This window comes from Paraburkholderia sp. (assembly GCF_034668105.1).
Taxonomy (GTDB): Bacteria; Pseudomonadota; Gammaproteobacteria; order Burkholderiales; family Burkholderiaceae; genus Paraburkholderia.
Genome location: NZ_JAXDPY010000244.1, coordinates 1 through 18970 on the forward strand (window position 1 = coordinate 1; position 18970 = coordinate 18970).

20 protein-coding genes and 3 pseudogenes are annotated in these 18970 nt (G+C 62.0%); 9 read left to right on the top strand and 14 right to left on the bottom strand.

What is annotated here, in order from left to right; genetic code table 11:
• The coding region (locus QOC89_RS11370) for a cytochrome ubiquinol oxidase subunit I (protein WP_323045106.1) at positions 1–1253 on the top strand (1253 nt) is incomplete at its 5' end.
• A gap of 4 nt (positions 1254–1257) precedes the next feature.
• Positions 1258–2265 carry a cytochrome d ubiquinol oxidase subunit II gene (cydB, locus tag QOC89_RS11375; RefSeq protein WP_323045107.1) on the top strand — a complete coding sequence of 336 codons (1008 nt, stop codon included), beginning with the start codon at positions 1258–1260 and terminating at the stop codon, positions 2263–2265.
• Positions 2266–2286: 21 nt separating this feature from the next.
• Here the strand turns inward: cydB and QOC89_RS11380 are convergent.
• Both QOC89_RS11380 and QOC89_RS11385 read right to left on the bottom strand, forming a co-directional pair.
• Positions 2287–2421 (bottom strand): annotated as a pseudogene (locus tag QOC89_RS11380) (bacteriocin); the annotation flags it as partial.
• A 9-nt stretch (positions 2422–2430) separates the two neighbouring features.
• A pseudogene (locus tag QOC89_RS11385) lies at positions 2431–2700 on the bottom strand (peroxidase); the annotation flags it as partial.
• A 748-nt stretch (positions 2701–3448) separates the two neighbouring features.
• Between QOC89_RS11385 and QOC89_RS11390 the strand changes: the two are divergent.
• Entirely contained in the window at positions 3449–3649 is a 201-nt protein-coding gene (locus QOC89_RS11390) for a hypothetical protein (protein WP_323045108.1), read from the top strand.
• Positions 3613–3888, top strand: coding sequence for an ester cyclase (locus tag QOC89_RS11395; protein ID WP_323045109.1), 276 nt, complete (start codon positions 3613–3615; stop codon positions 3886–3888). The genes QOC89_RS11390 and QOC89_RS11395 overlap by 37 nt, the downstream gene beginning before the upstream one ends.
• 308 nt (positions 3889–4196) lie before the next feature.
• Here the strand turns inward: QOC89_RS11395 and QOC89_RS11400 are convergent, their stop codons facing one another.
• From QOC89_RS11400 to QOC89_RS11420, 5 genes are all read right to left on the bottom strand, one after another.
• Positions 4197–5348 (bottom strand): CmpA/NrtA family ABC transporter substrate-binding protein, encoded by a 1152-nt coding sequence (locus tag QOC89_RS11400; RefSeq protein ID WP_323045110.1) that lies wholly within the window; start codon positions 5346–5348, stop codon positions 4197–4199.
• Positions 5349–5358: 10 nt separating this feature from the next.
• Complete coding sequence (locus QOC89_RS11405) at positions 5359–5934, bottom strand: ANTAR domain-containing response regulator (protein WP_323045111.1); 576 nt, start codon at positions 5932–5934, stop codon at positions 5359–5361.
• A 310-nt stretch (positions 5935–6244) separates the two neighbouring features.
• The gene (locus QOC89_RS11410; protein WP_323045112.1) at positions 6245–8083 is read right to left on the bottom strand and encodes a tetratricopeptide repeat protein; all 1839 of its coding nucleotides are present in this window, start codon (positions 8081–8083) and stop codon (positions 6245–6247) included.
• Between the two features lie 89 nt (positions 8084–8172).
• Complete coding sequence (locus QOC89_RS11415) at positions 8173–10287, bottom strand: S8 family serine peptidase (RefSeq protein WP_323045113.1); 2115 nt, start codon at positions 10285–10287, stop codon at positions 8173–8175.
• 535 nt (positions 10288–10822) lie between these two features.
• The gene (locus QOC89_RS11420; protein WP_323045114.1) at positions 10823–11041 is read right to left on the bottom strand and encodes a hypothetical protein; all 219 of its coding nucleotides are present in this window, start codon (positions 11039–11041) and stop codon (positions 10823–10825) included.
• Here QOC89_RS11420 and QOC89_RS11425 point away from each other — a divergent pair.
• Complete coding sequence (locus QOC89_RS11425) at positions 11033–11275, top strand: FCD domain-containing protein (RefSeq protein WP_323045115.1); 243 nt, start codon at positions 11033–11035, stop codon at positions 11273–11275. The two genes, QOC89_RS11420 and QOC89_RS11425, sit on opposite strands and share 9 nt — an antisense overlap.
• 248 nt (positions 11276–11523) lie before the next feature.
• Here QOC89_RS11425 and infA read toward each other — a convergent pair whose 3' ends face one another.
• The 3 genes from infA to QOC89_RS11440 all read right to left on the bottom strand — a co-directional run bounded on the left by infA (position 11524) and on the right by QOC89_RS11440 (position 13109).
• Positions 11524–11796, bottom strand: coding sequence for a translation initiation factor IF-1 (infA, locus tag QOC89_RS11430; RefSeq protein ID WP_012427521.1), 273 nt, complete (start codon positions 11794–11796; stop codon positions 11524–11526).
• Positions 11797–11931: 135 nt separating this feature from the next.
• Positions 11932–12213: a hypothetical protein gene (locus QOC89_RS11435; RefSeq protein WP_035557986.1), complete on the bottom strand. Its 282-nt coding sequence runs from the start codon at positions 12211–12213 to the stop codon at positions 11932–11934.
• A gap of 677 nt (positions 12214–12890) precedes the next feature.
• Entirely contained in the window at positions 12891–13109 is a 219-nt protein-coding gene (locus QOC89_RS11440) for a hypothetical protein (RefSeq protein WP_323045116.1), read from the bottom strand.
• Between the two features lie 381 nt (positions 13110–13490).
• Here QOC89_RS11440 and QOC89_RS11445 point away from each other — a divergent pair, with 381 nt between their 5' ends.
• The gene (locus QOC89_RS11445; protein WP_323045117.1) at positions 13491–14135 is read left to right on the top strand and encodes a helix-turn-helix transcriptional regulator; all 645 of its coding nucleotides are present in this window, start codon (positions 13491–13493) and stop codon (positions 14133–14135) included.
• A gap of 46 nt (positions 14136–14181) precedes the next feature.
• Here QOC89_RS11445 and QOC89_RS11450 read toward each other — a convergent pair whose 3' ends face one another.
• Entirely contained in the window at positions 14182–14619 is a 438-nt protein-coding gene (locus QOC89_RS11450; protein WP_323045118.1) for a YciI family protein, read from the bottom strand.
• A gap of 234 nt (positions 14620–14853) precedes the next feature.
• On the opposite strand from QOC89_RS11450, the pseudogene QOC89_RS11455 reads away from it, so the two are divergent.
• Both QOC89_RS11455 and QOC89_RS11460 read left to right on the top strand, forming a co-directional pair.
• A pseudogene (locus QOC89_RS11455) lies at positions 14854–15043 on the top strand (DUF1653 domain-containing protein); the annotation flags it as partial.
• A gap of 85 nt (positions 15044–15128) precedes the next feature.
• Positions 15129–15323, top strand: a complete 195-nt coding sequence (locus QOC89_RS11460; protein WP_028194701.1) for a YqaE/Pmp3 family membrane protein — start codon at positions 15129–15131, stop codon at positions 15321–15323.
• Here QOC89_RS11460 and QOC89_RS11465 read toward each other — a convergent pair.
• On the bottom strand, positions 15320–15652 hold the full coding sequence (locus QOC89_RS11465; protein WP_323045119.1) for a 2Fe-2S iron-sulfur cluster-binding protein: 333 nt from the start codon (positions 15650–15652) through the stop codon (positions 15320–15322). The genes QOC89_RS11460 and QOC89_RS11465 overlap by 4 nt on opposite strands.
• Before the next feature lie 131 nt (positions 15653–15783).
• Positions 15784–17787, bottom strand: a complete 2004-nt coding sequence (locus tag QOC89_RS11470; protein WP_323045120.1) for a sigma-54-dependent Fis family transcriptional regulator — start codon at positions 17785–17787, stop codon at positions 15784–15786.
• 417 nt (positions 17788–18204) lie between these two features.
• Here QOC89_RS11470 and QOC89_RS11475 point away from each other — a divergent pair, with 417 nt between their 5' ends.
• On the top strand, positions 18205–18495 hold the full coding sequence (locus tag QOC89_RS11475) for a DUF1488 domain-containing protein (RefSeq protein WP_028194698.1): 291 nt from the start codon (positions 18205–18207) through the stop codon (positions 18493–18495).
• An 83-nt stretch (positions 18496–18578) separates the two neighbouring features.
• Here QOC89_RS11475 and QOC89_RS11480 read toward each other — a convergent pair.
• The coding region (locus QOC89_RS11480; protein ID WP_323045121.1) for a cytochrome b at positions 18579–18970 on the bottom strand (392 nt) is incomplete at its 5' end.

The following is an 18970-nucleotide window of genomic DNA, read 5'->3' on the forward strand; positions in this document are numbered from 1 at the left end:
ACATGTTCCTGTTCTGGTCGAAGATCTTCGCGGTCGGCTTCGGCATGGGGGTGATCTCGGGTGTGGTGATGGCCTACGAATTCGGCACCAACTGGAGTGCGTTTTCCAGCATTGCCGGCAACATCACGGGTCCGCTTCTGACTTATGAAGTGCTGACAGCGTTCTTTCTCGAGGCCGGTTTTCTCGGGGTCATGTTGTTTGGCTGGCAACGTGTCAGTCCTCGCGCGCATTTCTTCGCCACGCTGATGGTCGCGGCGGGCACGCTCATTTCAACCTTCTGGATTCTCGCGTCGAATAGCTTCATGCAGACGCCGCAAGGATTCGCTATCGAGAATGGCCGTATCGTACCGGTCGACTGGATGAAGGTGATTTTCAATCCGTCGTTTCCGTATCGCCTCGCGCATATGACGATCGCCGCATTCATTGTCGCGGGCTTCATGGTGGCCGCGTGTGGCGCGTGGCATCTGTTGCAGGGCCGGCGCGACAAACCGGTCACGCGTAGCTTTTCGATGGCGCTGTGGATCCTGCTTGTTCTGACGCCGGTACAGATTTTCGTCGGCGACGCGCACGGCCTCAACACCCGCAAATATCAGCCGGCCAAGATCGCTGCGATTGAAGGGCTCTGGGAAACCGAGAAGGGTGGCACCGCGCTCAATCTGGTCGGTTTGCCTGACATGGACGCCGAGGTGACGCGCTATACGATCCAGATACCGCATCTGGGCAGCCTGATCCTGACGCACAGTTGGGACGGCGAGATTCGCGGCCTGAAAGATTTTCCGCCGGAAGATCGCCCGTATTCGCCGATCGTGTTCTGGACCTTCCGGATCATGGCAGGGCTTGGCATGTTGATGCTGTTGACCGCGTTGCTTGGGCTGCTGCTCAGAGTACGTGGGCGCCTCTACGAAACACGCTGGTATCAGCGTTTCGTGCTGTGCATGGGGCCTTCTGGAATCGTGGCGCTATTGGCCGGGTGGGTCACGACGGAGGTCGGCCGCCAACCCTGGACGGTCTACGGTGTCCTGCGTACCGCCGACTCCCTGTCACCGATCAGTGCGCAGCAAGCGGGCGTTTCATTGCTGATCTTTGTGCTGGTGTATTTCCTGGTGTTCGGCATGGGTGTCTACTACATGTTGAAGATGATGAAGCGCGGGCCCGAGGAGCAAAGCGAACGGCGCGGGTCCCGCCAGCATCCGGTGTTGCGCAATCGCCCGCTGGATGCGCTAGACGCACCGGCCACGCCGAAAGGAGAGTGACGCCATGCAAATCGATCTTCCCGTTGTGTGGGCCGCGATCATCGGACTCGGCGTTTTCATCTACGTGATGCTGGACGGTTTCGATCTCGGCATCGGCCTGCTGTTTCCGTTCTTCGAGGGGAAGGGCGATCGGCAAGTGATGGTCAACACCATCGCGCCGGTCTGGGACGGTAACGAAACATTCCTTGTGCTCGGCGGCGCCGGCCTTTATGGCGCGTTCCCAGGGGTCTATTCAACGCTGCTGCCCGCGAACTATCTCCCGCTGATCTTGATGGTGGTCGGCCTGATCTTTCGCGGGGCGGCGTTCGAACTGCGTGCGAAGGCCGTGAGAACCCAACATGCATGGGACCTCGCTTTCATTGGCGGTTCCGCGCTCGCGGGGTTCTGCCAGGGCATCGTGCTGGGGTCGCTGCTGCAGGGCATCAAGATCGTGGATGGCCGGTTCGCCGGTGGCCCGTTCGATTGGCTCTCGCCGTTCAGCCTGTTCTGTGGAATCGGCGTGCTCTTCACCTATGCGACGCTCGGCTGCGGCTGGCTCATCCTGAAGACGGACGGCGAGTTGCAGCACAAGATGCGCGAGGTGATGCGCCCGCTCGTGAGCGTTCTGCTTGGCGTGATCGCCGTGGTGAGTCTGTGGACCGTGATCGGCTTACCCGCGGTTGCCCACCGCTGGTTTGGCAGCGGCAATCTCGGCTGGTTTCTGCCGGTGCCGATCCTGGTCATTGCATGCGTGTGGGGCATCTTTCGCACTTTACGCCTGCAGCACGAAGCGACCCCGTTCCTTCTCACGCTCGCGCTGAGCTTTCTTGGCTACAGTGGCCTGCTGATCAGCATCTGGCCGAACATCGTGCCCCCTTCACTGACGATCTGGGAAGCGTCGTCGAGCCACTCGAGCCAGCTGTTTACACTGGTCGGCACCGTGATCGTGCTGCCGGTCATCCTCGTCTACAACTTCATGCAGTATCGCGTGTTCCGCGGCAAGGTGCGAGAAGGGGACGCCGGCTACCACTGAGATTAAGGCGCTGCCCGCGCTCTATTCCGCTTGCGTCAACGATACCGATGCTTCGCTCGACAGCATCGGGAAGGTCAGCGTCTCGCGCAGAGAAAGGCGCACTACCGTGTCGGTATGGCTCGTGTAACCAATCGACAACTCTTCGCCAGGATGCAGCGATGCAGGTTATTCATGTTGGGAGATTCCCTTGAGAGAGCCAATATTCAGCGAGCCGTCGTGACCCGGCTCGGTGGATGAAGGCGGTTCGGGTGCTTGCTCTGCTGCGGGCGCGGCTTGCGGATCGCGATCCGGGAGCGCCTCGAGCAGGGTGGCCGACGGCACGAAGAACAGACTGCCCGTGACCGCGCGGCTATAGTCCAACAGCCGGTCGTAGTTGCCCGGGGGCCGCCCGACGAACATGTTCTCCATCATCAGCTCGATCGGCTGCGGCGAACGGGGTTACTGATTCGGCGGAATGGAACGAATGTCTTAGCGCCTTCGTGATCGCCGGCCCGAGGCGGGCGTAAATATTTTGAGCGAATGACATGAAGCACATTTGCAGCCGCGCTTGCCACAGGCACTCGCGCAGTGATGCTTGGCCATCAAGAGGAGCGCAAAACCCTGTGACAGGGTTGGCGCTCGCTACGTCAGCAGATGTTATACCGGCCGGCCACTTTATGGAAACCGCGCCAAGGCTGTGGATCAGTTCGCATAGCGTAGTCGAAGCCATACGAGTCCCAACCATTCGCAACGCGGCACCCCTGCGGTTCCCGGGACTGAAAAATTGGCGCGCCTTGCGAAAGTCACTATCTTTGATGGATAGAGTCGGAGAGACAAGGAGTCGGCTTCACGATCGGGGCGAGCGGTGGACTGGCTGAGCATGCGATCAAGGACACGCTTGACGGCGAACTGGTCGCGTCGATATCCAGCAAACTGACCGCCGGCCACGTTGCGTTCATTCTCGAGGCGCAGGAGGCGTCACCGTTTGAAGTCGACAATATCGTGCTCGGTTATGGTAGGAGCGTTTTTCGCAAACCGCTTGCGTGATCACGAGCGCGAAGCGTGCGCATGCTCGTCGATGTAGACTTTGAAACAAACCAGATGCGTACCGCCGCGGACGTCCGCTAGCAACGCGGACGCCGGCACGCGTGCAGAATGGTTCGGGCCAGACTTTGCCGTGAGCGTTCTTCAGGAGTAACCGAACATGACCAGCACTGCCAGCGAAGATATCACTCGTCAGGCGATCGACGCGTTCTATCGCGCCATCGAGCAGAGAAGCGTTGAGTCGTTACGAAAGGTCGTCACGCCGGATTGGGAATATATTCCGGAGCCCCCCGGAGTGGCGCTGGGACCCGCCCGATGGTGCCGATGTTCGCCGACATCGCTGCCGCACTTCCCGATATGAAGGTCACCATTCTCGACCTGCTGATTCATGGGGACCGGGTGGGTGTTCGCGCGGAGATCAATGGCACTCAAACGGGGAAACTGCTCGGCATTGCCGCAAGTTCCAAACACATTCATTTCGCGATTCACTCTTTTCACCAGATGCGCGGAAACCTGATTGCGAAAACATGGCACCTCGAAGACTGGCTGTCTGTGTTCCGGCAACTTGGACAGTTACCCACCACACTTGAGCAGCACTGAGCACGACATGTCATGCGCGCACGCGCAGGCGTCAGGACGGTGTGTTGACGCTAGTGATGCATGGCGGCGGAAATCAGAAGATGAAACGGGAGCACGAGGAGTGCCGTCCCGGCGACACCGAGCACCCATAATCCAACGAACCATAGCAGGCGTTGGCGAAACGTCTTGCTGGACTCACTGCTTGTTTGTGGCATGGCGTTCCTCACCGTCGGCTCGTGATGCGGGCTAGTGACGCAGGCTAGTGATGTGGGCTGCGTGATACGCAATCGACCCAGCGTGAAAGCGCACCCGCGATCGCAACCACAACGCTATGCGCGGATCGCGAAGTTTTGCGCGTAAGCCATGGATACCGTGTCGTTGCCCCACACCTTGCCGTCCATCAGTATATGAGAATGCTCGTCGTCTGGCACCGCCACTCCGACTTGCGCCGCGGCATCGCGATACAACTGCGTCTGATTGATTTGCGCCGCGATTTGCGCATAATCCGCGCGGGCGTCGATCATGCCCCAGCGATCGAACTGCGTGAGGAACCACGCACCGTCGGCGGCGCGCGGGTAGTTCACCGCGCCGTCGTCGAAGAACCGCACGGGCTGCCCCTGCCGCGCTGAGCCGGCGATGTCGTTGCCGAGCCGCGCCGCGATCAGCGCTTCATCGATACCGATGAACTCGGGGCGCGCGAGCCAGCGCGCAATCTCCTCGCGATGTCCCGCACCGTCCAGCCAGCGGCACGCTTCGAGCATGGTCCGCACCAGCGCTCGCGCCGCATTGGGATTCGCGCCGACAAAATCGCGCCGGCACGCCAGCACTTTCTCGGGATGATCCGGCCACACTTCGCTCGTATAGGCGACCGTCCTGCCGACGCCCCGCGCCTCAGCCATCGCGTTCCACGGTTCGCCGACGCACAGGCCATCGAGTTTGTCCTCAGCGAGCGCGGCGACCATTTGCGGCGGTGGAATCACGACGCTCTCGATATCGCGCAACGGATGCACGCGTTGCGACGCGAGCCAGTAGTACAGCCACATCGCGTGAGTGCCGGTGGGAAAGGTCTGCGCGAAGACCGGCTTGCGGCCGAGCGTCGCCAACGCCTGGGGCAAGGTGCCGTGTTCGGCCCATGCATCGGCGAGGCGATTCGAGAGCGTGATCGCCTGGCCGTTCCGATTGAGCACCATCAGCACGGCCATATCCGTTTGCGGACCGCCGAGGCCGAGTTGCACGCCGTAGACAAGACCGTAGAGCGCATGCGCCGCATCGAGATCGCCCGACAGCAGTTTGTCGCGCACGGCGGCCCATGACGGCTGCCGGCACAACTCCAGCGTCAATCCATGGGCGTGGCCGAACTCGAGCAGCTTCGCGGCGACGAGCGGCGCGGCATCGGACAGTGCGACAAAGCCGAGCCGCAGATGGGTTTTCTCGAGGCCCGCGGACGCGGACCATAGGGGGTGGGAGGCGGCAGAGTTCATAGGCGGCGCTTCATTTGAGCGAATCCGCCGACGCGATGACGGCACGCGCGACTTCGGCGAGCTTGACGCCCTGGTTCATTGCGCGCTTGCGCAGATTGGCGTACGCGGCGGGTTCGGTGAGCTTCTGTTGATCCATCAGCAGGCGTTTGGCGCGATCGATCAGCTTGCGCTCAGTGAGTTCGTTCTCGACTTGCGCGAGGCGTTCTCGCAACTGCGACTCCTGCGCAAAGCGTGCGAGCGCAACTTCGAGAATCGGCGCGAGCCGTTCGGTGGCGAGGCCTTCGACGAGGTAGGCCGTGACGCCGGCGCCCACCGCGTCGCGGATTAGCTGCTGGTTCGCGTCGTGACTGAACATCAGGACCGGACGTGGCGCGGTGGCATTCATGACCGCGAGTTGTTCGAGCGTGTCACGCGACGGCGATTCCGTATCGATGATGATGACGTCCGGCCGTTCGCTTTGAACCACGCGGTGCAGCGCTTGCGGCGTCGCCGTGCCGGCCAGCATCTCGTAGCCAAGTCGTGCAAGGGCGTCGCGCAGATCGCCTATCGGCTTGTCGGTATCGGTTACGAGGAGAACGCGCAGCATGGGGGTGGGTTTATCGACGGCTGACTATCGATAAAGCAACCTGTATGCCAGTGCTGAGTGATTGCATCGAGGGCAACGCAATCAGGGGCTTGCGCATGGGACTGGCAAACAGACGGCACGAGGGGTCGCACCCGCGCGGGGCATGAGTAAGACATGCACCGAAGCGGCGCATGAAAAGCTAAGCACCGAGCAGGTGCAACTCAGCGTGACGTTAGCGTGAGCGGCTCACGCAGCACGAGCGGGGCGACATCGGCGCAGCGCTACGCGCGCCGGCACCGTCAGCCAGGCGCTACCGGCGGCGAGACAAAATTCAATGAACGCAAGGCCTGGCTGCCGGTGCGTCACGCCACAGTTGCAGCGCGGCCCGCACGTCTTTGACAACGGGATCCCACTCACCGAGTTCCCGCTGCCGGAACAGGCGCATTGACGGATACCATGGGCTATCCGTTCTGCCGGTCAGCCATCGCCACTCCGAATAGGCGGGGACTAGCACCCAAACGGGAAGTCCGGCCGCACCGGCGAGATGAGCCACCGACGTGTCGACGGTAATCAGCAGATCGAGGGTCTGCAGGATTGCCAGCGTGTCGGTGAAGTCGTTGATTGCGGGGCCCAGCGTGTGCAACTCGTACTCATGTGCCAGGCCTTCGCTTTCACGCTCGCGGTCGCCTTTTTGCACGGAATACCACGTGATCCCGCTAAGTCCAAACAGCGGCCGTAGTGCAGCTAGCCGAATAGACCGGTAACGGTCGAGTGCATGGTTTGGACTGCCCGCCCATACCACGCCGACGCGTTTATTTTCGGCGTGCGTCCCGTCCGACGAAATCGTTTCGAGACGAGCCTGCCATTGGCGCCGCTTTTCCGGCGCCGCTGTCAGATACCGCATGGCGACGGGGAGCATCGGCACGGCGAGTTTCATATGTTCCGGCATCCTTAGCATCGTGCACCAGTAGTCGTACGGTCCGGCCGGCATGGTGGTGAATGCGGCTCGCACGCCCGTCATACGGCTGGCCAGTGCCGCGACCGGCTCGCTGACGAGTACATCGACGGTGGCGTGTTGCCGATGCAGCCATTCGGCGAATCGGATGAACTGGATCTGATCGCCGAGCCCTTGTTCGCCCACGAGCAGAAACCGGCAACCCCCAACGGCTTCCCCTTTCCATTCGCGAAAGACGGGCCGGACTCGCTCCGTCTGCCTGTCCGGCAGGTCATGGAACCATTTGTATCGCTTCCAGCCTTCTTCGAATTCGCCCAGAGCGAGCAGCACGCCCGCAAGATGAAATTGCATGTGTGGGTTATCGGGCAGAAGCCGTGCCGCTTCCATGCTGTGCGGCCGGCTCTCTGCGACCCTGCCGCTTATGCTGAGTGCGCGCGCCGCGTTGTGATGCAGGAGCGCGTGGTGCGGATCGATAGCGAGACCTTGCCTTGCGACACTGAGCGCGTCGTCGAAACGATCGCTTGTGTTCAGTACGACGGCTAGCGCTTTCAGTGCGGTGGCGTCGCCGGCAAAGCGGGTTCGTATCCGTGTGATCGCATCGGCAAGCTGGTGCGTATGGGCGGCCTTTGCGAGTACGGTAATCAACCCGAGTCCATCATCCAGGCTGCCCGGATCGAGCGTCCATGCGCGGTGCCAATAGTGCACGGCGCGCTCGGGCTGCCCGAGTTGCGCATGGATGCGGGCGAGAGCCCGCAGCGCATGGTGCAACCCCGGTTCGATATCAATCGACTTCTCATAGTGGGTGATCGCCTCCGTGAGGTGGCCGCCTTGCCGCAGACAATCTGCGAGGTTCCTGTGAAGACTGGCCGTACTCCCTGCAAGGCGGATGGCGCGCCGATAGAACGCTTCAGCCGATGTGTGATCGCCCATCGACGCAGCAAGCAGGCCCGCATGCTCCCCTATGTCAGCCCGCTCCGGGGCGACCTGCAGTGCCTGCTCCAGGTAGCCGCGAGCCTGCTCCATGTCGTTGGTATGAACGCACGCGAGTCCCAGGCGATGCAACGCGTGAGCGTCGCGTGGGCGCACGCTGAGCACCTTCCGGTAAGCGACGATCGCCTCTGTCATACGCCGGGCGGAAAAATGCGCGTCCGCGCGCGTGACGAGCGCCTCGACGTCTCTGTCATCGTTCTTGAAACGGGGAATTCTGAAAATCAAAAGGAGGTCCTGATACAGGCTTGTCGTGCGCGGCGGGTCGCCCCTGCGGTCCGCGGCAGGGGCGGGGATGTCATTCCGTGGTCGCCGTCTTATTGTGTATAAGACGCCAGAACGGAAGCGCCGCGCACGGTTGCGTTAGTGGCACTCACGATGCCGTAGTAAGTCCCTGACGCCGGCTTGGAGAGCGTGCAGGTCGCATTCGCACCCTTGGTCCAGACGGTCCCGCACTCAGGGTGAAGCACGGAAGGCGTGCCCGCTCTCAGATACAGCGTTCCGGTTTCGCCGTTGGCGCCGGGTGCAAGGCTGAAAGTGAGGCTCTTTACGCCGGCAGGAACGTCCAGTGCGAAATACCGCATATCGCCTGAGGATGCCGAGAACGTTGTCGGAACATTGGGGCTGATGTCGGTAATGGCCGGTGGGATGACCCGGAACGGGCGCGTCAGGCGGCTAACGGCCCCGGTGTTATCCGTCACGGTGAGGGTGATTTCGTAAATGCCGGGATAGTCGTAGTTCACGGTTGGATTGACCGATTGCGCACGCGTCAGATCGGCGCCACCCGCGCCGAAATTCCACGACCATGACTTGATGGGCACACCCCGCGCGGTAGAGAGGTCGGTACATGACACTTGCATCAGCGTCGGACTTTCCGTGCACTTGAAGTCCGCCGCGGCGGGAATCTTTCCGGATCTCGCGGCAACGACAGTTGCGTTCGCATCCAGAATGCCGCGCCCGAGCGCCTGATCCGGTTGACCGGTGGGAAAGGGCTGCGCATTCTGTGCGAGCAGGGTTCGCATTTCCGCGGCGCTCAGAGGCGTGGGCGCCACAGACTGGGCGAGCGCGATAACGGCGCTGACCATGGGCGTCGCCATCGACGTGCCGTTCATGAACGCATAGGCTTCAGCCCGCGGCGCCATGGTCCCGCTGTTGTAAGTGGACCAGATCGAGTCGGCCGGCGCCGCGAGATCGACACTCGCGCCGAAGTTCGAACCGATCCACCTTGCGCCATAGCGATTACTACCGCCGACATTGATGACGTTGCGGCAATTCGCGGGTTCGAAATTCGTCGCGCTGGTCTGATCGTTGCCCGCTGCCGCGGTCACCACGGCACCCTGACTGACTGCATAGTCGATCGCGTTCTGGAATGTCGTTTCGCAGATTCCGTTACCACCCAGGCTCACATTGATGACCCTGGCCGGGTGGGCGTTGGCGGGCACGCCCGGAATACTGCCGCCCGCGGCCCAGACGATGCCGTCGGCGATATCGGACGTATAGCCTTTCCCGCACCCGTTCATCACCCGGACCGGCACGACCTTCGCCGCGGAAGCAATGCCGGCGATACCCAGGCCATTGTTGGCCTGCGCGGCCATGATGCCCGCGACATGTGTGCCGTGCCACTGGACCGAACACGTCTCTGTCGTGATGCCCGGATTGCTGCCGTTGCCGCCGCGGTTGTTAGCGGTGAAATCGTAGCCGGGCAGGATGTTGGCATCCAGGTCGGCATGACTCGTTACGCCGTTATCCACTAACGCGATCACGGACCCGGAACCGTTAGCCATATCCCACGCACTCTCAGCGCGGATGCCCGGATAGGGCGTGGCAGGTTTCAGGTTCGAGGCCAGACTCCATTGCCTGAAATACTCCGGATCGGTCGGAACCATGGTTGTCGACATCTCCGTGTCGGGTTCGACATAGTCGACGTCAGGATCCGATGCGATAGCGCGCATGAATGCCCTGGTCTCTTTCGCCGTCAGCTTGCGTTCCGTTGTCAACACGTCGGCGCCGGTGCCCATGCGGCGCATGTGGCGCGCCTTCGACGGGAAAGCGTTTGCCAGCCGATCAAGCTTTGACTGGACCGCCGACGCCGCTCCGCGCTCGGCGGTGCCGGCTTTGTACTTGACGATAAAGCGGTCGCTGGACGCGTCGGGCGAAAGGCTGGTCATATTCATCTTCAGCGCCGTTTCCAGTGGAAGGGTGTCCGAACTGACGCTGCTTGCACTGCTTGCCGCCGCCGCGACCGGCTCTTGAGCTGCGGGAGCCGTATCGCTGGCGCTGCTTGCGCCGCACGCCGCGAGTGCGAGCGAAAGCGAAATACCGGCTGCGCTCGCTAATACACTGCGCGCGGCTGCTTTGGACCACAGCACGCCCATGTAGGCCGTTGTTCTACGAGAGCCGTTCCGCACGCCCTCATCTCTCTTGTGTTTCACGTTTTATTCCTGGTACGACATACAGAAATGATTGCCCCTGTTTGATGAAGTAGCCGTACTGCGGTCATCAGTGGTGTCACAGCCCGGGGCCATCATCTGATCAGACGGCGCGGACTGTTTCTAGACGGGATTAAGATTCCTAACTAATGACCGGTGGTGACGACTGGGTGGTACGTGACCCTCTGCGGCTTGTTTGTCAGCCAGTCAGGTTCTTGTGTTTGGATGGGTGCTGGATAGCTTGAATGAGATCATAAATATCCTGATTGATATAAACAATCAGGAGTTTCTATTTGTCCGTCAGATAACTTACCCGTCGCGTAAGACTATTGATGTGTGCGCGCACCGGCCAACGGATCAAATCGGTCTGGCGACCAAGGTGGAAAGGGGAATGGCCAGAATGGCCGAGGGAGTCGCGTGCAGTTGCGTGGAATTGCGCGTATTGCGCACCGGGTGGTGCGCGTTGCGGCGGTGGGGCTAAACGAAGGCTTGCTGGCTGCCGCGCCAGCAAGCGAGCATCAAAGCAAGTCCGCCCCGCTCAATGCCATTTCGCGTCACTGCGTGGCGAAAAGAAGAGACTCACCATGATCATGGCGGCAATGCTAACGGCCAGCATGACCCAGGCGGCTCCGAACCCGCCCGTCCAGCTGCGGACCATGCCGGCAAAAACGGGCGCGATGGCCGCAACAACAAAGCCGACCCCTTGCGTCAACGCGACGAGTTTTCCGGCCACGCCGTGGTACGCCGAATGGTCCATGGCCGTCACGAGTGTCAGGGAGAAAGTTCCGCCAAGCCCGGCGCCGGCAACCCCGACCCTTCGACCTGCTCCGCGGACGAGCACATGCGAATCATCGAAGCGCTCGACGCCGGCGATCTGCATGCGGCACTGGTGGCGATGCATGAACACCTGTCGGAGTTGGAGGCGCGCGTGGTCGCGCAGGTACGCAAGCGTGCCGCCGAAGAGGATCTCGGCGCGGTGCTCGGGGTGTAAAGAAGGGCGCAGCGAAGAGACGCAGCGGGCGCAGTAGATGGGGCGCGGTAGATGGGACGCAGCGCGGTGCGCGAGGGTGCGCAGCTCGTGCGACGCCGCGGCGCGCCGCTCAGGCTCGAGTCAACGAGTCCAGCCGGAGGAGGCGCGCGAAACGTTTCGCGAACAACAAACCCATGATGGGTCACGCAATCACCGATCAGAAATCAGCTAAGTGAGCAGCTGAATGAGCGGGCAGCGTGCCGCCAGCCTTAACGGCGACGGAATTGCGTATTGCGTGCGCCGCCGCCACCGGTGGCGCGCTCGTCTTTGTGACGGAAATTGATCCGGCCTTTGGTCAGATCGTAAACCGACAGTTCCAGCGTCACGCGGTCGCCCGCGAGAATACGGATATGGTTCTTGCGCATGCGTCCGGACGCGTAAGCGCCAACCACGACGCCGTTGTCGAGCGTCACGCGGTAACGGCTATCCGGAAGTACTTCGTCGACGATACCGTCAAGTTCAAGCAGTTCTTCTTTCGCCATGCATAACTCCTGGTCGATGGGATAAGGGGTGTTGAGTCGTTTGGCGAGGCCGCCCGGCACAACATCTGATACGGTGGACAGTTGGTTTTCAGGCCAGCTGCGTTGCGGTAACAGCCGATTCGCTGATATTACCGCTCAAAGATCGGCAACGGACTGGCCGTCTACACGGCCGTCGATCAATTGTTCGGCGTGGGCCATGCACGCGATGCGCGCCTTGCCCGTGCCGTCGAACGGAAACAGGTACTGCAGACGGAACACACGCCCGTCGGCCGCCGGATTGGCGCCTACGCGGCAGATGCGCACCGAAGCGTCGTAACCGGCGTCCGGATTGCGGCTCGTCTGGCCGTCCGCCGGGCGGCGCGGATAGACGAGCGGGTGGATTTCATAACCCTTGTACGTTTTGACCACTGAATTCATGAAGCACGTGTCCTGTATTACGTGGCCCTCGTGTCACGTGTGTTACGCGTGGCACGACGGGCCCGGCGGCGCAGCACCCTGGGGCGCGCCGCCATGGAAAAAGGTTGGCACAGGCCCGATGGCAAGGGCATGAGCGCGGCCGCGCAAAGTCGCGGATTCGATGGAGAAGAAACACGCTGATGTCGCGCAGACATCGGGCGCGTAAAAGCTGAACAACTCAGCTGCACAACTCGCGACGGCGAATGCAGGCGGCGCATTGCCGGAGTGACGGGATCGCTGACAGGCAGCGGTCGAACAGTCGGGGGTGGTGCGGAGACGCCGATTGATACTGTGCTTGGTACTGCCGCTTGTATTGCCCGCGTAGTGCTGATAGTACGGATGCGCAATACAGCTATTCCAATATGATGCACTAAATAGGGCTAATTGGATAGCAAAAAGTTCTGCGCGCGGGCAAATCGCCCAGCCGGCGGGCTTTGGGCAAGAAACGGGCGCCGCGCGCGGCATCCCGGGAGAGGACTGTCACGCCGCGTGGGCGGTCGCGCCGTGAATGCAACGCGAACGCGAGGCACGAATTCAGCGCCAGCACGGACGCTGACGTGCTGATGGACCCTGAACTGGGAAGGCGAAGGCGGAGGCGAACGCGCAGGCGCAGGCGGAGGCAAGCGCGCAGGCGGCCTTCAGCGGGCGGTTTCGGCAACGCGCTTTTGCAATTCGCGTGAAGCGGCGAGCGGAATGCGCGCATCGTCCCAGCCGGCCAGCCACTCGACTTCCTTCGACGTAAAAATCTGCCCGTGATTGCGCAGCGTGTATTGCAACGAATCGATGATGTGATTGCGGATGATTTCCGGCGTGCCTTTGTCATCGAGCACGGCGCGAAACGCTTCGAGCGTGGCCATCTTTTGCTCCGTGGAATAGTGGGTTCTTTATCGCACGAAAAAAAATCGCTCGCCAAGCGGACAAAAATCGCCGGGTGCGGACGCAACAAGCGGAACGGGTGAGCAGGATGTCATCGAGCAGCCATCAAAGCCCCGCGCGCGATGCGGCCCCGCAATAAAATAGCCGCTGCGCGTGTCAGCAGGCCATCGTGGTCGCTGCCGCCGGTTGGGGTCGTTACAATGGCGAGTTGCCGCGCTTGGCCGCCCGGCATCGTTATGCCTGTCCCTTGTGCTTGCCCCGCTTGCCGGCCATGACTTCGGCGCGCCGTTTGGACTGCCCCGAGTTGCTTTCGGCTCATAGGGCAAAGCCAGCGCCGCATCCTCGAACACTGCGATTTCTCAATGCGCAAGACAACTGTCCCTCCTGTGAAAGATCTGCTGCTGGACCGCTACGCACCCATTGCGGATGGCATCGCGGCGCTGTTCTATCCGTGCGCCGAAGTCGTGATTCACGACCTGCGCGATCAGACCATCGCGTATCTCGTGAACAACCTGTCGAAGCTCGAAGTCGGCGGTCCCTCGGTGCTGGATGAAGTCCACTACGCGGCGCGCGGCCGGACCATCGGGCCGTATGAGAAGCTCAATTGGGACGGCCGCCGCATGCGCTGCGTGAGCAACATCCTGTTCGACGACGACGGCAAGCCAGCCGGCATGTTGTGCATCAACTTCAACATTGCGGTGTTCGAGGATGTGCGCTCCACGCTCGATCTGTTCATCAAGGGCGGCAATCTGACGGACGCGCCCGCGGAGGAACTGTTTCGCGACGACTGGCAAGACCGGATCAACACCTTCCTGCATACGTGGCTGCGCGAGCGGCAAATCGGCATCAATGCGCTCACGCGCGAACACAAGCGTGAAATCGTCGAGGCGCTGCACGGACAAGGCGCGTTTCGCGGCCGCAGTTCCGCCAACTATGTGGCCGCCGTGCTGACAATGGGGCGTGCCACCGTCTACAAGATTCTGAAGCAGATGAAAGAGGGCGGCTGAGGGCCCTCGAATCGCGATGACAAGGGGCCATCCATTGCCCCGTGCACTATCGCGGCTGCTTCGCCCCGCCTTCGGTCTGAGCGCGCAGACGCTCTTCCTGGGCACGCAACTCCGGCGTCAGTTCCGCGCCGAAATCATCGGCATCGAACACCGGCCGGATCTCGATCTCGCTTTCGCCTTCCATTGGATTGGGGCAGCGCCTGACCCAATCGACGGCTTCTTCCATCGACTTGACCTGCCACAGCCAGAACCCGGCGACGAGTTCCTTGGTCTCCGCGAACGGTCCGTCGATCACGCTCCGCCGGCTGCCTGAAAAGCGCACCCGCTTGCCTTTGGCACTGGGGTGCAAACCTTCGCCCGCGAGCATCACGCCGGCCTTGACGAGTTCCTCATTGAATTGGCCCATTGCCGCAAGCAATTCCGTGGTGGGCATTTTGCCGGCCTCTGATTCGCTTGTAGCCTTCACGATCACCATGACGCGCATTGTCCTTTCTCCTTGAGTGAGTTGTGGGAGCCGCTCGGACCCGAATCGAATCAGGATCATAGCGGCCCTTACTGCTACGACGAACCGGAACGACTGAAATCGACGTCGAGCGCGCGCTTATCTTTCTCGGGCCGGCACGGGTTTAAAATGACGGCCCCAACAAAACCACGTGCTCTATCTCAGAGGACGTCGGTCCGTTCAAGAAATTCCGTCAAGCGGGACAGGAGTAGCTAAATGGTGCGTTATCGATACTACAAGGTGGCATCTATGAACTGATTGCGAAGCCACGCTGGAGTCCGATCCGACGGTCACGATGATCGTCTGCAAGGCGAGCAATGATACGATCTGGACGCGTCCGGCTTCGGTGTTTTTCGAGCTGGTCGAAGTGGAAGGCGTCAAGGTGCCGCGTTTTGCACCCATCAATCAGGCCGGCCCGTTCGAGCGTTTTTGCAAGGGCGATCGGATCCGAAAAACGCGCACCGTCAGGTCAATACAAACAGGAAATCTGAATGCGTCTATTGCTTGCCATCATTCTGCCGTGGTTTCAGTTCTTCACGATTGGCCGGCCGTTCGCCGGCATCATCTGCCTGATCCTGCAGATCACACTGATCGGCTGGATTCCGGCCGCGATCTGGTCGGTGTACGCACTGAGCCAGTACAACACCGACAAGAAAATCGCCCGGGCAATGGGCAACGGCCGCTAAGGCTGAATGCGATGCGCCTCGCCGCGCGGCTGTAATTCAACCGCGTCCGGCGCTTCGATCACCACGTCGGTTTCAGCGATCGCCACGCACGGCAGGATATAGCCTTCCGCTTTTTCTTCGCGACTCAACCCCGGCCACTCGATCGTGTAGCGCACACGACCCGCGGTCATTTTGCAGAGGCAGGTGCGGCACGTGCCATTGCGGCACGAGCGCGGCAGACGCAGGTTGGCGAAGCCGGCGGCTTCGAGGATTGTGAGCGAGTCGGGCGCTTCGAAGCTTTGGCCGAGGGGCTCGACGCGAACTGAAAAAGCGCGTGGGCTGTCAGTCATGAGTGGATTCGAGGCGAATGCGCAAAAAGTCGGACTTCGACTGTACACGGTGGCGCGCAGTCGTGCGCTGCGGCGCTCCCAGGCTCGCAGGCCGATCCAGCCACCCACGCAGTACGCGCGTGCAGACCCATTCAATGCGTGCCGCTACGCCGCAAGTACTTGTACACCGTGTTGCGCGCCAGTCCCAATTCGCGTGCCGCCGCCGAGACATTGCCGCTATGCCTTGCGAGCGTTTGGGCGATCAGCGTGGATTGCCATTCATCCATACGGGCGGGCGTTGCGGGCGTGTCGAGCGCGCGCGGCGCCGCGCCATTTGCGCGTGCCAGATCGAACCGCGAAACACTGCCACCTGCTTCAGATGCGGCGCTCGTGCCGCCGTGACTGACGCAATCCTGCAGAAAATCCTCCGGCAAATCCTCGAGTTCGATCTGTTCCGTGCCTTCGGCCATGATGCTCGCGGTGCGCAGCACGTTAGCCAATTGCCGTAGATTGCCTGGCCAGCGGCATTGCGCAAACCGTTCCAGCACCTCATCGGACACCCGGCGCGGCAAACGCTCGCCATCCGGCTGCAACGCCAGCATGCGCTCGACGAGCGCCGCCAGATCGCTGCGCTCGCGCAGCGGCGGCAGGGTCACCGCCAGGCCGTTGATCCGGTAATACAGGTCTTCGCGGAAGGAGCCGGCCTCGATCATCGTGCGCAGATTGCGGTGGGTCGCGCAGACGATGCGCAGATCGACCGGAATCGCACGCGTGCCGCCGAGCGGCACGACGGTACGCTCCTGCAGCACGCGCATCAGGCGCACTTGCTGGGCGAGCGGCATATCGCCGATTTCGTCGAGGAACAGGGTGCCGCCATCGGCCTGCACGATCTTGCCGACGCTGCCGCGTTTTTTTGCGCCGGTGAAGGCGCCGTCCTCGTAACCGAACAACTCGGCCTCGATCAGCGTTTCGGGCAGCGACGCGCAATTCAGCGCGACGAAGGGCGCGGCCCGCCGCGGCGAATCGTGATGGATCGCGCGGGCAAGCCACTCCTTGCCGGTGCCGGTTTTGCCGAGGACGAGAATCGGAATATCGCGCCCGCGCAGTTTGGCGACGCGCCGCAGGATGGCGGAAACTTGCGCGTCGCCGGTATCGAGCGTTTCGAGCGTGGCGAGAGGCGCGGGTTCGCAGGACCGGGTCGCGGCACGCGTGCCGCGGGACGTGGCCGTACGTGCCGCGTCGGAAAAGCTTTCTGCCGAGGCAACCGAACCCACATAGCGCGGCGCCGCGAATTCGCCGCGCGCGACCACGCGCACACCGCTCGGCAGCGTCAGCAGACTATTTTCGCCGGGCACGCGCGCGATCTGCTGCAACAGCCGGGATAACGCCACGCCGAACAGTGCGTCGAACGGCTGCCGGGTCAGCTCGGCGAGCGGCTGCCCGAATTGAAACAGCGCGCTGCGATTCGCCGACAGGAACGTGCCGTCCGGCGCGAACGCGGCGAGCCCTTCGTACAGCGTGCCGATGAATTCCGCGCGCGCGTGAAAGTGGATGCGAATGGCGTCGACGAATTGATTGGAGAACAGATGATTTTCGATCATCTGCGCCGACATCCGCACCAGCGCGAGCGTGTGCTTGTGAAAGCCGCGTGTGTCGCCGCTGACGTCGAGCGCACCGATGGTGCGCCCGAACGGATCCGCGATGGGCGCGCACGAACAGGTGAGGATGCGATTCGCGTGCAGAAAGTGCTCGCCGGCGTGCACGACAGTCGGCTGGCCGTCGACGAGCGCGGTGCCGATCGCGTTCGTGCCGCGATCCGCTTCGGCCCATGACACGCCCGGACACAACGCGACGCGGTTGGCTTTTTCGACGAAGTCGCTGTCACCGAGACTGTGAAGAATCACGCCATGATTGTCGGTGAGCAGCACCATGCTTTGCGTGTCGACGATCTGCGCATGCAGCGTCTCCATCACGGGAAGCGCATGGGTATAGAGCGACTGGTTGCGATCGACGAGCTCGCGCAGCGCGGGGCGGCGCAGCGGATGAAAGTCCGGTGTTTCCGACGCCCGCAAGCCGACTTCGAGCGAGCGTGCATGAGCTTGCGCGATGACATCTGGCCGGCCGATAGTGGGCGGCGTGGCAGGACGATGGCTCAAGACATGTCTCCGGTTAGCGGACCCGGCGGGGGCGTTGCCCGCCGTTGCGTTGCGCAATGCAACATACGCGAATGCGGCCGAACACCGATATTACAGGACGAAACAGGACCCTGGCGAAAGCCGCGCGGTGGGGACGAGCCGCGTCGCACTGGGGAGGAACGACGCCGCAAAAGACCACGCCCGGCACCAAAATCGAGCAAACAACAAGGAAAACTTGCGCCGCGCCCGAACTCGTCTACAGTGGATCAAATCACCTCCGCGGGGCGCGAAGTACAACGGCTCGCACGGCGGGGTGACGGACCCGCGCCACCGGCATTCGACAGGGAGAAAAAAGCGCTGCAGGTGCGACCAGACTCAACCAGCGTGCGCAGTACCAATCAACCCATGCGCAGCACCCAACCCATCAGGTGAACGCCCATGCAGATCCTATTCCCGAACGAAACTCCTGAATATTCAGGTCGCGAACTTACCTTGGCGTTCCCGGCGATGGTGGATGGGCAAAGGGTGGAGTGCATGATCACGGCTGAAGCGCTGGAAGATCACTTCGGCGCCGCCTCGCCGCGTCTGGAGGACATGGTCGGCGCGTTCGACGCGCACCGCGCGCGGATCGAAGCCGCGACGCGGCGTTTGCTATCGGAAACGCGGGCGCAATGTCTGGTGCTGAGGAGCGGCTACGTGCGTTTCTATGAAGCGAACTGGCGCAACTGAGCGAAGCCGCGCCGCGTGAGTCGAGTTTTGCTACTCCGCGCGGCGGTGTGTTCCAGGTGCCGCGGCACAAGACCGGGAGCGGATCAAACCATCCGCCGCAGTGTCCGGTCCTTGAACACCACATGATGCGCGATCGCCGCCAGCGCATGCAATCCGATCACCCAGTAAAACGCATTGCCAAGCCACACATGTGCGGTCTTGAGCAACGGCCGCGCAATCGGATCCGCGCCGAGCAGCGTGTAATTGAAATTGATCCAGGCCAGCGTCACCGGATGTCCGCCGGCATTGGTCATCAGGATGCCGAGCAGCGGCTGCGCGAAGATAAAGACGTACAACGCGAGATGCGCGACCCGCGCCAGAAACGCGAGCACGCGATTGCCTTCGATTTCCGCGGGCGCGCCGGCCCACAGCCGCCATAGCAGGCGCAGGACCGCCAATCCCAGCACGAGAGTGCCGGCCCAGAAATGCACGCTGC